This window comes from Adhaeribacter arboris (assembly GCF_003023845.1).
Classification (GTDB): Bacteria; Bacteroidota; Bacteroidia; order Cytophagales; family Hymenobacteraceae; genus Adhaeribacter; species Adhaeribacter arboris.
The window spans coordinates 5429814-5442486 of record NZ_PYFT01000001.1 but is presented as its reverse complement, the minus strand read 5'-3'; the positions used below and the strand labels follow the sequence as shown (position 1 = coordinate 5442486).

At 41.9% G+C, this 12673-nt stretch carries 11 protein-coding genes; 4 read left to right on the top strand and 7 right to left on the bottom strand.

What is annotated here, in order from left to right; all coding sequences use genetic code 11:
• Positions 1-5 precede the first annotated feature (5 nt).
• From AHMF7605_RS22080 to AHMF7605_RS22060, 5 genes are all read right to left on the bottom strand, one after another.
• Positions 6-671 (bottom strand): CBS domain-containing protein, encoded by a 666-nt coding sequence (locus AHMF7605_RS22080; protein ID WP_106932163.1) that lies wholly within the window; start codon positions 669-671, stop codon positions 6-8.
• An 80-nt stretch (positions 672-751) separates the two neighbouring features.
• Positions 752-1510, bottom strand: a complete 759-nt coding sequence (locus AHMF7605_RS22075; RefSeq protein WP_106932162.1) for an alpha/beta fold hydrolase — start codon at positions 1508-1510, stop codon at positions 752-754.
• Positions 1511-1542: 32 nt separating this feature from the next.
• Positions 1543-2115: an anthranilate synthase component II gene (locus tag AHMF7605_RS22070; protein ID WP_106932161.1), complete on the bottom strand. Its 573-nt coding sequence runs from the start codon at positions 2113-2115 to the stop codon at positions 1543-1545.
• A 50-nt stretch (positions 2116-2165) separates the two neighbouring features.
• Positions 2166-2684 carry a CvpA family protein gene (locus tag AHMF7605_RS22065; protein ID WP_106932160.1) on the bottom strand — a complete coding sequence of 173 codons (519 nt, stop codon included), beginning with the start codon at positions 2682-2684 and terminating at the stop codon, positions 2166-2168.
• Positions 2685-2693: 9 nt separating this feature from the next.
• Positions 2694-3155 carry a GatB/YqeY domain-containing protein gene (locus AHMF7605_RS22060; RefSeq protein WP_106932159.1) on the bottom strand — a complete coding sequence of 154 codons (462 nt, stop codon included), beginning with the start codon at positions 3153-3155 and terminating at the stop codon, positions 2694-2696.
• Positions 3156-3406: 251 nt separating this feature from the next.
• Between AHMF7605_RS22060 and AHMF7605_RS22055 the strand changes: the two genes are divergently transcribed.
• From AHMF7605_RS22055 to AHMF7605_RS22040, 4 genes are all read left to right on the top strand, one after another.
• Positions 3407-4120: a pyridoxine 5'-phosphate synthase gene (locus AHMF7605_RS22055; protein ID WP_106932158.1), complete on the top strand. Its 714-nt coding sequence runs from the start codon at positions 3407-3409 to the stop codon at positions 4118-4120.
• 10 nt (positions 4121-4130) lie between these two features.
• The gene (gene mnmH, locus AHMF7605_RS22050; RefSeq protein ID WP_233219220.1) at positions 4131-5183 is read left to right on the top strand and encodes a tRNA 2-selenouridine(34) synthase MnmH; all 1053 of its coding nucleotides are present in this window, start codon (positions 4131-4133) and stop codon (positions 5181-5183) included.
• 124 nt (positions 5184-5307) lie between these two features.
• Entirely contained in the window at positions 5308-6345 is a 1038-nt protein-coding gene (gene selD, locus AHMF7605_RS22045) for a selenide, water dikinase SelD (protein WP_106932157.1), read from the top strand.
• A 57-nt stretch (positions 6346-6402) separates the two neighbouring features.
• Complete coding sequence (locus tag AHMF7605_RS22040; RefSeq protein WP_106932156.1) at positions 6403-6984, top strand: hypothetical protein; 582 nt, start codon at positions 6403-6405, stop codon at positions 6982-6984.
• Between the two features lie 276 nt (positions 6985-7260).
• Here AHMF7605_RS22040 and AHMF7605_RS22035 read toward each other — a convergent pair whose 3' ends face one another.
• Positions 7261-8892: a SusD/RagB family nutrient-binding outer membrane lipoprotein gene (locus AHMF7605_RS22035; RefSeq protein WP_106932155.1), complete on the bottom strand. Its 1632-nt coding sequence runs from the start codon at positions 8890-8892 to the stop codon at positions 7261-7263.
• A 24-nt stretch (positions 8893-8916) separates the two neighbouring features.
• Positions 8917-12153, bottom strand: a complete 3237-nt coding sequence (locus AHMF7605_RS22030) for a SusC/RagA family TonB-linked outer membrane protein (protein ID WP_106932154.1) — start codon at positions 12151-12153, stop codon at positions 8917-8919.
• Between the last annotated feature and the right edge of the window lie 520 nt (positions 12154-12673).

The window sequence follows — 12673 nt, the reverse complement described above, 5'->3', positions numbered from 1 at the left end:
GTGAATTAGATATTGATGTACTTCAGGAGCAAGTCTAAACGATCCTGATCGTTTTTTTCTTCGGCAGCATCCTGGTATTGGGCGGTAATACGATAATTAAAACGCTCGAAAGTGGCAATAATGCGTTTCAAATCGCTAGTATTAATTTTAAGCGTTAGCCGGATTTTAAAAGGGTCTAATTCGTCCGGCGAAACATAGGCGCTTAAAATTTTAGCATTATTCATCTCCACCAAACGACTGATTTCAGAAAGTGAATAATCGCGCTCGTTCATACTTAATATCAGTATGCCGCCCTGACCTTGCATAGCAGCCATTTGACCAAAAGCAGAGATAGTATCGTTAACGGTAATAACCCCTAAAAACTCATGTTGCTCGTCGAGCACCGGCACCACCTGAATTTTATTTTTAATAGCTGTTTCCATTACGTTATAGAAATGCTGGTTATGCATCACAAATACGTCTTCGTAACCAAAGGATACCGTTTGTAACGACTCGTGGGTTGCTTTAGATTCCAGGATATCTTCTTCGGTAATCAGGCCCAGAAATTGACGCAGCTTTACCACCGGGAGTTGGTTTACCCGGAATTCTTCCATCCAGCGTACCGCCTTGGCAGGCGTGTCCGATAGCTTTAAGGGTGGAATCATTTGGTTTATTAGTTCTTCTGCAATCATGTTGTTATCTCCGGTTCTCTATTTCTGACTATATAACAGAAAATAGCTACTAATTAGTTTACATACGTAATGTGCCCCTATTAAGGATTTCTTTCCAGAAATTTGTGCAAGTATTTATTAAAAACTTCCGGCTGCTCCATCATCGGCGCATGCGAGCATTTATCTACAAAATGCAATTCCGAATTTTTTATTAACCGGTTAAACTCATGCGCTACATGCGGAGGCGTAATGGTATCGTTTAAGCCCCATATTAAACACGTAGGCACCGTTATCCGAGTTATATCTTTTGTCATATTATGGCGTTGGGCCGATTTGGCCATCGCAATAATCCGAAGAACTTTAGAATTACTGTTTGTAATGGAGAACACCTCATCTACCAGTTCTTTGGTAGCTGTTTGCGGATCGTAAAAAGTAAATTCTACCCGTTCTTTTATATAACCGTAGTTCCCGCGTTTCGGAAAGGTACTCCCCATTGAATCTTCGAACAAGCCCGAACTACCCGTTAATACTAACCGTTTTACGCGCGATATATTGTTTAAAGTATATACTAAAGCAATATGCCCACCCAGCGAATTTCCTAATAAAGTAAAGTTATCTAATTGTTTTAAATGCACAAATTTTTCGATAAAAGCGGTTAAACCCGGTACACCGGCTTCGCGCAAAGGCATTTCGTAAATAGGCATTAATGGAATAATGATCCGGTAATGCGGCGAAAAAGCATTAATAACACCGTTCCAGTTACTTAGAGCGCCAAATAAGCCGTGCAGCAGCAACAATACTTCGCCTTTACCTTCGTCGATGTATTTAAAATCTCCTTCTTCTTTTAATTTGTACTCCATTAAGGTAATCCTTATTCCTGGGCCACGGCCTTTTATTTTACTTCAATATTAGCAATAGTAATCCAATTACGCAGTATATCCAAACCGTACGTAGTTAATGCTGCTTCCGGATGAAACTGCAACGCATATAAAGGTAATGTTTTGTGCCGAAATGCCATAAGCTCCCCGGCATTGGTGTAAGCCAGTGGTACCATGTATGGTCCCGGCTCCTGTAATACCAGCGAATGATAACGTACTACCGGCATTTTTTGCGGCAACCCGGCAAAAATGGGATCGGGCAGGCAAGTAATTTCGGAAACCTTACCGTGCATAGGTTTGCTGCCTTTCACTAAGGTAGCCCCAAAAAATTCGCCTAATGCCTGATGGCCTAGGCAAATTCCCAGAATAGGTAATTGCGCGTGATAATATTCAATTACCGGCATTAAAACACCTGCCTCCCGTGGTTTACCCGGCCCCGGTGATAAAACAATGGCCTTAAAATTCAGTTGCTGAATGGCCGATAACGATACATCGTTCCGGACCACCAATGCTGGTACGCCTAACTGTCCGAAGTAATCCAGCAAGTTATACGTAAACGAATCAAAAGAATCCAACAACAAGATCAAATCTCAGGGAATAGTTAACTGTGCCTGAAGCTAGGTAAATATTGAGTACCTTAAAATAAACCTTTTAAGGTACTCAATAAATATTTTACAAAAGGCAGAAAAAAGCCCAATACCTCCAGTGCATACGGCGTTGCCTTAACAATAATTGGGTACACCTCTGATTTTTTAATTGCTTCTTCGGTGATAGAAATATTTGCCAGATTTAAGACGTACAAAAAAAGACTTACGCCAAAGCACCACTTTAAGGCACCTAATACTCCTCCGGCTAAGCTATCGAACATACCTAAGGGCGTAAGATGAATAACTTTTTTTGCTAAGGTACCGGCCAGTCGTACTCCCATTATAATTAGAATAAAAACAACCAGAAAGGTAATAAAAGGTAAAAAGCCGTATGCTTCGCCAATAATGCCCCGCATCATGGGTATGGCTGCATTTAAAAATTGCAGCCCGAAAATTAACGCGATAAACCAAGCTACCAGCGAAACTACTTCGAGCAGCAATCCCTTCCGGAATCCATTAAAAGCACCGTAGGCAATGGGTGCCAGCAATAAAAGGTCAAAAGTTGACAAGTTCAGTAATTAGGCGTTAGTGTTGTTTAATAATTGACTTACCGCGGCCGAAATAGCTTTCCCATCGGCCTGACCACTGAGTTCCCGGGCAGCTACCCCCATTACTTTACCTAAATCGGAAGGTCCAGTGGCTCCTACGCGTTGAATTATTTCCAATAAACGAGTTCGCAGGTCGCCTTCGTCGAGTTGAGCGGGTAAATAATCTTCAATTACAGCTAATTGGGCTAATTCTACCTGTTCTAAATCCGACCGGTTTTGCTTCGCGAAAATTTCGGCCGATTCGCGGCGTTGTTTAGCAGCTTTGGTCAGTAATTTTAATTCAGCTTCGGCAGATAAATTTTCCGAAGCTCCTTTTTCCGTTTCAGCCAATAATATTTGCGATTTTATGCTGCGCAAAGCTTCTAAGCGTACTTTATCTTTCGCCAACATAGCCTTTTTAATGTCGCCTTCAATCTTTTCTTTTAAACTCATAGTTTCAGATTTTTAGTTGTTCGGATGATTATAGATATTTGAATAAAGACAAAATAGTGAAATGCATTTTGTCAGTTAATGATACTGTAGGGTTAAAATTAAGAAATAAATTTGTATTTAGCCGAAGCTAATCGGCAACACCTGCCAGAGAACCGCAAAAAAGCGGCGAGGTATATTTAAAATTAATATCTCAATAACTAAGTCTATTCCTAAGTCCAATGTCTAATATCGAATAGCTAACATCTAAAAAAATGACTAAGTTAAGCGTGAACATAAATAAAATTGCTACCCTCCGGAACGCCCGCGGCGGCAATCGACCTAATTTAATACAAAGCGCTTTAGACTGCGAACGTTTCGGGGCGCAAGGCATAACCGTGCATCCCCGGCCCGATGAGCGTCATATTCGGTACCAGGACGTATTAGATCTGAAAGCAGTGGTAACTACCGAATTTAATATAGAAGGTAATCCTACTCCTGGGTTTCTGGAACTGGTAAAAAAAGTTAAACCCGAACAAGTAACTTTGGTACCCGATGCTCCCGATGCTATTACTTCCAACGCTGGCTGGGATACCATTCAGCACCAAAACTATTTACGGGAAGTTATATCCGATTTAAAAAGCACAGGTACGCGGGTTTCGATATTTGTAGATCCGGTAATAGAAATGGTAGAAGGAGCCGCTCAAACCGGCACTGACCGCATTGAATTATATACCGAAGCTTACGCTAGTCACTTCCACCAAGACCGAGAACAAGCTATTGCGCCTTACGCCCGCGCTGCCGAACGAGCCGTTAAGTTAGGACTTGGGATTAATGCCGGCCATGATTTGGATTTAGATAATTTAAAATACCTGAACCAAAATATTCCGGGTTTACTCGAAGTTTCCATTGGGCATGCCCTTATTTGCGACGCTTTGTATTTTGGCCTGGAAAATACGATACAGCTTTATTTACGCCAGCTTGTTTAAGTAGTATCCTTTGATTCAAACGCTCGACATAGATGCTTTCTTAAATTACGTTGCTCAGCATAATACCCCGGTATTGGATGTACGGGCTCCGAAAGAATTTACCGCAGGTCATATACCTAATGCCCTTAGCTTACCCTTATTCACGGACGAGGAACGAAAACAAGTTGGTACTACTTACAAACAAATTAACAAAGAACAGGCTATTTTGCTGGGTCTCGATTTATTCGGACCAAAAATGTCGGCAATGGTCCGGCAAGCCGAAAAACTGACACCCGGAAAAGAGGTAATGCTGCATTGCTGGCGGGGTGGTATGCGCAGTGCCGGAGTAGCCTGGCTTTTAGATTTAGCCGGCTTTAAAGTTAATTTGCTACGCGATGGTTATAAGGCTTTCCGCCGCTTAGTATTGCATGCCTTTGAACGGCCCCTTCCCTTGGTAGTGATTGGCGGCTTCACGGGCAGCGGCAAAACCGAAATATTGCAGGAATTACACCATTTAGGTGAGCAGGTAGTAGATCTGGAAAAACTGGCACACCACCGGGGCTCGGCATTTGGCAGTATAGGTCAGTCAAATCAACCAACTGTGGAGCAGTTTGAAAATGATTTGGGAGTAACTTTACGGCAATTTCTATCTTCTCACCGTATCTGGTTGGAAGATGAAAGTAGCATTATTGGCCGCATAAATTTACCGAATCCACTTTATAACCAGATGCAGCAAGCGCCTCTGGTGAAACTGGAGGTACCAAAAAGTGCCCGTATCCAAAAGCTAGCCGAAGATTACCGTTCCGTGGATAAAACATTACTGCAACAAGCTATTGAACGCATCAAAAAACGCTTGGGCGGACTTGCTTACAAAGAAGCTTTACAAGCCATTGAAGCGGGCAACATCGAGAAAATGGTAGATTTGGCCTTGGTTTACTACGATAAAGCCTACGCCTACCAATTAGCTAATAAACCAGCCGACAAAATTATAACTATAGCCCTACCCAAAATTGATGCGCAAGAAAATGCCCGGGAAATATTAGAAGTAGTGCGTAAGAAAAAACTAATTTTAGGAATAGAATAATTTTAAAAATTTATTCCCCATCTGGTTTTACATTTATTAAGAAGTCAATTTTATAAATCATAAAAAGTATAATTGATAATACTTCTTATAATTTATAAAATTAATAGCTACCTATTATTAAAATATGCAAAACATTAAGTTAACGCAGTACAGTCATGGAGCCGGTTGCGGGTGTAAAATTTCCCCTAAAGTATTAGATACTATCCTGCATACTACCTTTAAGGCCCCGGAAGATAAAAATCTGCTCGTAGGCAACAGTTCCCGCGACGATGCAGCGGTGTATGCCTTGGGCGATGGTACTGCCATTATCAGCACTACCGATTTTTTCATGCCGATTGTGGACGATGCTTTTGATTTTGGGAAGATTGCTTCGGCGAATGCTATTAGTGATGTTTATGCGATGGGCGGTAAACCTTTAATGGCAATTGCTGTGCTTGGTTGGCCCATAAATACCTTACCGGCCGAAGTAGCGCAACAAGTAATTGACGGCAGCCGCGCAATTTGCCACGAAGCCGGTATACCGTTGGCGGGCGGTCATAGTATCGATAGTCCGGAACCAATTTTTGGCTTGGCAGTTACAGGGTTGGTAAACATGGAGCATTTAAAACAAAATAATACAGCCACCGCAGGTTGCGAATTGTACCTTACTAAACCTCTTGGGGTAGGTATTTTAACTACGGCTCAGAAGAAAGGTATTTTACAACCTGAACACGCCCAAATTGCACCACTGCAAATGATGCAGTTAAATAAAATTGGCGCCGAGTTAGGCAAATTACCCGGGGTAAAAGCCTTAACCGATGTAACTGGTTTCGGATTACTGGGTCACCTTTCCGAAGTATGCGAAGGCAGCGGCTTACAAGCTACTATTCAATTTTCGGAAGTTCCGCGGCTACCAGAGTTGGATAAATACCTGATCCAAAAATCTGTTCCGGGTGGCACTACGCGTAACTGGGACAGCTACGGTCATAAAATTAGCGAACTAACCGATTACCAACGGGCCATTCTTTGCGATCCGCAAACCAGCGGCGGCTTATTGGTAGCCGTTGATCCGGCCAGTCGCGAAGAAGTACAAGCCCTATTTAAATCCTATCATTTAAATTTAAAACCTTGTGGCTACTTGCATACCCCGGATGGTTCCGGTACCTTAATTACCGTTGACTAATAAAAACCTATTGGTTTTATACTTCTATAAATTAGGTTTAATCTACAACCGCACTACATGGCTTTATATTTAAAATTAATTAAAACGCTGGCATTGCTGGTAGGAGGTTTGTATGCATTACGGTTCTGTATTGGTTTATTTTCGAAGCGGCAGAGCACGTTTACTGTCGATATTCACCGGCAGTTTTCGTTGCTTTTTTGGTCTATTTTAAGTTTACTGGTAATCATTCCTTTACTAGGTGCTCTTATTTCTACTGTACTTTTACCCCTGGAATTAGTATTTTTATTAGTGGCGGTAATGTTTTTGTTGTCTTTCTCGCTACCGAGTTTTTTCCTTCATTTCCAGTATTGGCGCCAAAACCGGAATTTGCTTATCGAGGTCGATAAACGCAACGAAAGCTTTAAGGTTTATAATCTAATTCACAAGAATTTCTACCCCAAAGAAAAAATTATCCGGACTACCTATATCCGCTGCCGATCGCGACAGTATTTTTGGAGTAAATATGAATACCTGATTTTTGAAATGGTGAATGGCGATAAGATTACAATTACTTCCCTTCTACTGCCTTTGGACCAACTTATCCGTTTTTTGCCCGCTAAAACAATCCAGATGCAAACCAAAACTATTTGCTGGCTTTAATTTTATCCGCTAATTTACTTCATGCTTCTACTTTATTTTTTATAAAATTCAATTAACCGGAAAACAAAAAGTTGTTGTGTTTCCTTAACCTAGTACTTTCCCGCTATAAATTAGTAGAAATACCATTAGCATTTCTTTTAGTTTAAAAATCTTTTAGCCGAAACTATTAATCATTAATCAGGCGAAACTCTAGTTCTTAGAAAGTTCTTTATAAAGAAAAAGCCCTTGAGTAGTTCAAGGGCTTTTTTTAATCAGGAAATTGTTAAATGTTTATCATTATTCGGTTCCACCATCCCACCAAACTTTAGTAGTGTAAGTATCCGGTTTAGTAGCTCCAGTTAAATAATTTGGATTACCAGCTGCTTCAATAGCCGGATATTTCAGGCGCACCGGTATAGTACCATTCGTAACATTTCCTTGGTAATTTACTGGCGTTAACTGAGGAGATTCGGTTCTTCTCCAGTCTGACCAAGCCTCCCACCAGTTAAAGAATTTGTTTACCCATAACTGCTCGTAAATCATAGGCAGTGCTCCTTTAGTTACGCCGTACGGATAAGTAGCCAGATAAGTAGCTACTTGCGCATCAGACGCCACCAAAGATGCATCATAAGGAGTATACATTTGCATCGAAGCTTTTACGCCTGCATTATAATGCTCTGCAGCAGTACCGGTAATGCCCGTACCAATGCTCCTTTCTAATGCTTCGGCCAAAAGCAGCTCTACTTCGCCGTAGTTCATAATCATGTAAGGCTCATCCAGGTTTAGCAACTTGGTGTTAATGCTGGAATACGTTTCTGATTGAGTAACCGCTTTTCCTTCTAAAGCATCTAATCCACTCTGATCATAACCATTAGGCATACCCTTCTGCGCTAGCGGATCCGCACTATTGGGCCCAAATGGCTTCCAAACAGATGCGTTATTTTCTACTACCCACGTACCAATACCACCGCTCAGAATCATTAATCTGGGATCATCATCAGCAGCAGTAGTCATATCAGTCCCCTTTAGAAAATCTACCAAGGTTTTGCTCAAAAAAGTAGGCTGACCACCATCTCCGGGATAAAAAGCTCGGGAAATACCATTCTGGTTTATCCACTGGCTAGGTCCGGTTCCCATTTTTACCCAAACATTATCGGCGTTACTGGTAAATACCCCTCCCGCAACTGCTTTGGTTACGTACTGCTTAGCCAATTCGGGAGCTACGTTCGACACCCGCATGGCTAACCGTAACATTAGCGAATAACTCCATCTTTTCCATCTAGTAATATCCCCATCATAAATAAAATCGGCCCTTGCAAAACCTTCATCCGGATTGGACGCATTTAGGGCGGTAGCCGCTTCGTCCAGTTCCTTCAATAAATCAGCATAAATGGCCGATTGCTTATCGTAAACAGGAAAGAATACCAGCTCCATACCTTTGTTAGCTTCAAAGTAAGGAACACTTCCGTAAAAATCCGTTAACCGGTGAAAGCTAAAGGCTCTTAATATCCGGGCCGCTTGGCGCATATTCTGGTACTTTCCTTCCGCGAATCCGCCTGGGCCGGTTTGTTTCAGAATTTCGGCAATATTTTTTAATTGGTCACCGTAGGTAAATTCAAAAGGGGCAGACGCCGTTTCAAAGTTATCGGTGTACTTATCGCCCGGTGCAATGCCCCCACCGGCATTGGCTAAATGCTGAATGGCATAAGCGGTCATACCAATATTCGTTCGCCAATCGATAAATCGATTATCTTGGGCAGAACCATTCGAAGCAATACCCAATTCGGAGGTGGTAAATAAGTAGTTTAAATCTATTTGATCTACCGCCTGCGGATTGATATTTAAATCGTGTAGTTCTTCTGTATCGCAACTGGCCAGGGGAAGCATCATTCCCAAGGTACCTAATATAATTTTATGAATGTATTTCATTTTAATCTTTTCTTAGTTAGTTAATCAAAACCCTACTCGTAAGTTAAAACCATAGCTCCGGGTCCGCGGCATGCCGAAATAATCTAAACCTTGGCCATTACCACTGGAATAACTAGATTCCGGATCAATATTGTCGGTTTTTTTCCAGAGGATAGAAAGGTTACGGCCCACGAAAGATAAGCTCAAGCTCTGAAACGGGGTTTTCTGTAACAGACTTTGCGGAAAATTATACCCAAAGGTTAGCTGCCGAAGTTTGGCGAAGGAAGCATCGTACACAAAACGATCCTGCGCTCTCTCGCCTAATTGCTGCCAGTAATTCTGAGCTTCTTGTGGAGTAAGAGTTTTAGAGAATGTTTCGTAAATAGGATTGCCGCTGGCATCTACGGCTGGCTGACCATTCACGCGAGGTTGAGTAACGCCGGACACTGTTAAAGGTGCCTCTCCTTCCCGACCTTGTAGCGATTGCTTATGCAAACCCCATTGGGTTAAGCGCACGTTGGTACCCGAATAAATATCGCCACCTACTTTAAAGTCAATCAGCACACCCAGATTAAAGTTTTTAAAGGAGAAAGAGTTATTAAAACCACCCGTCCAGTCGGCTAAGCCGTTGCCAATAAGCTCCATCTTGTCGGATTGTACGGGCGCGCCATTGGCCTCAAATACTAATTGGCCATCGGGCGATCTTTTTTGGACCCAGCCGGTTAGTTCACCAAAAGGACGTCCGACAATATGTTTTACAAAAACGGTACGGGTACGAGGCTCTTCTACAATTATTTCGGGGTTACCTTCTATTAACTTCGTTACTTTATTACGGTTGCGGGCAAAGTTTAAGGAAGCATCCCAGGTGAAAGCACCTTTAACGGGTGTTGCATTTAATAAAACTTCAATGCCTTTATTTTCTAATTCACCGATATTTATTAAAGTATTGGCAAATCCAGCCGACCGGGAAATATTAGCTCTCAGTATATCATCGGTAGTCTTTTGGTGATAGTACGTAAACTCCAATCCTAACCGATCTTGCAAGAAGCGAAAATCTACTCCCGTTTCTATTTCGGTAGAAGTAGAAGGCAGTAAGTTTCTATTAGGAATAGTTCCATCTCTTCCGGCGGCGGTGGAAAAAGTAGCCATTGGCCGGCCTAAGTGGGTCGCTCCTAATAAAGAATAGGTCGTATTAATTTCGTAAGGATTAACGCCAGTAGCACCACCCACCTGAGCCCAAGAGGCCCGAATTTTACCGAAACTTAACCAAGAAGGCATAGTAGAGAAAGCATCGGTAAACACAAAGCTAGCCCCAATGGAGGGATAAGTAATATCGTTTATATCCGGATTTAATACCGAAAACCAGTCTTTCCGGACAGTTCCAGTTAAATACAAATATTCATTAAAGCTAATTTCTGCTGACCCAAATATGGAGTTGATGCCAGATTCCGAGTACCCAAAATCGTAGGTTCGGGTAGTAGCATTATTAATAAAATGCTCAAATGGCACGTTAAAACCATTGCCATTTAAATTTAACCGCTCACTTCTGCGGCGCATGCGGTTAGCACCAACAAAGGCATTTACATTAAATTTACCAAAAGTTTTATCAAACCCCATAATAGACTCCAGGTTAATTTCGCGCACCCGATCTTCCCCTTCATTCATGGATCCACTGCGAGTATGCCCAGTACCTTGGGGTACTACTTGCTGATCTCTACGAGTGAACCAGTCCATGCCGCCCCGGCCGGAAATGTAAAGGTAATCGGTGATATTAAACCGCATCTGAGCTGACGGGATAACGCGGTCCCGGATGTCATCTACTGAGACTTGATGCGCTACCCAGTACGGATTTTGGCCCCAGTTATTGTCGGCTTGCTGGTATTCTTCGCCCACGGATTTACCCCAAATTTTTAAAAGGTTCGGATCAATATTAGCCGGAATAGCACCCAGCTTATTCGGGTCGCCTTGGTAGTCTAGCACATTATAATTACCCGGCATCCGGTAAATAGATTGAAAAGCATTATTCGGAGAATCCGATAGCCAAGGTCGGTTTTTAGCATTCTCATTCGAATACAACACCTTCGCGTTGAAAGTAACTCTTTTACCGAATTTACCATCCGTAGATAACGACATATTCAACCGGTCGAAGCCGGAATTAGGCATAATGGATTTGCTGCGGAGATCGGAAATGGAAAAACGGAACGATTGGTTTTCGCCGCCGCCGGTTAAAGCCAACGTATTGGTCCAGGCGGTGCCGGTTTCGTAAAAACGTTTCCAGTTGTCGCCGGTGTACGAGTAAGGCCGATTTACGCCATCGAATTGAATCGTCGGACTGCCATCGAACCGAGGCCCCCAAGAGTCATCACCCCAGTTATAAGCTTCTTGAGCCGTACGTGGCTTGGTAGCCACCGAAGGTGAAGTAGGATCACTCGGGTTAGATCGGACGTAACTGCCGCTACCGTAATCTTTTTGCAGATCGGTTTGATTATTAAGACTCTCGAAAACGAAATTAGAATTATACTCCACTCCTATTCCTTTTCTTTTAGAACCTTTTTTAGTGGTAATCAAAATAACGCCGGTACCTGCTCTAGAACCATAAAGCGCGGAGGCACTAGCGCCTTTCAACACTGAAATGGATTCTATATCGTCCGGGTTAATACTAGCCATACCATCCCCTTTATCTACTCCGCCCCAAACACCGGCTTGGCCAAAATTAGAATTGTCCATTGGGATACCATCGATTACATAAAGCGGTTGGTTAGCCCCCTGAAGCGATTTATTACCCCGTATAACCACCCGGGAAGAACCGGCTGGCCCAGAAGCGGGCGCACTCACGTTTACCCCGGCTACTCTACCGGATAAAGCATTAGAAAGGTTATTTTCCCTAGCTTGGGTAAGGTTCTCTCCGCCTACTTCCGTTACCGAGTAACCTAGTGCTTTCTTTTCGCGCTGAATACCCAACGCCGTTACAACCACCTCGCTGAGTTGCTTGGTATCAGCTTCCAGAGTTACGTTAATCGTAGCCTGATTATTAATAGAAACAGTTCGGGCATTGTAACCAATATAAGAAAATACCAAGGTACCAGTAGCAGGTGCCTGCAGCGAGTAGTTACCATCCACATCTGTGGTGGTTCCTTGAGTGGTACCTTGCACAACAATACTTACTCCTGGCAAGGCCTCATTGCCAGTGCCCATTACCCTGCCTTTGATAGGAATTTGGGCTCTTACTGTTATGGTTAGCCAGCAAGTCATAAGAAAAATAAAAAGTAATTTTTTTTTCATTGCTTTGATAAATAGGTTAAAAATTTAAAAGTACTAAAGTAGTAAGTTAAATAATTGCGTTCCAAGTTGTTGGAACTCTACCATCTTAGAACATGGTCATAAGGAGCGCGCAAAACTTTAAAATTGGTGGTGATGTGTATGATTTAAATTTAATATTTATTTTTATATATAAAACAGATGCTTATAAAATTTCGATAACCTTTTGCCCAATATCAATTTATCTGAAAAACAATCAATAATAAGCTTATATCTTTAAAATTTAATCAATAAATACCGAAAAATCATTTAGCTAGTACTCTTGTGATTTTTTGCATAAAACATTGATTTAAAAAGTTTATCTGAGTTAGAGTATGTATCGTCTTACAATAATCTAAACAAACCAGCTTGCCTGGTACCTATAATAATCTAGAGAGGCTACTATGTGAAATATACTCTATTATTTTTGTTTTATTTAATAAAAACGGATAGACTTTTACTTGTAATAGGATTGTCCGAAACTTAGATTCTGGCTCTACCCATT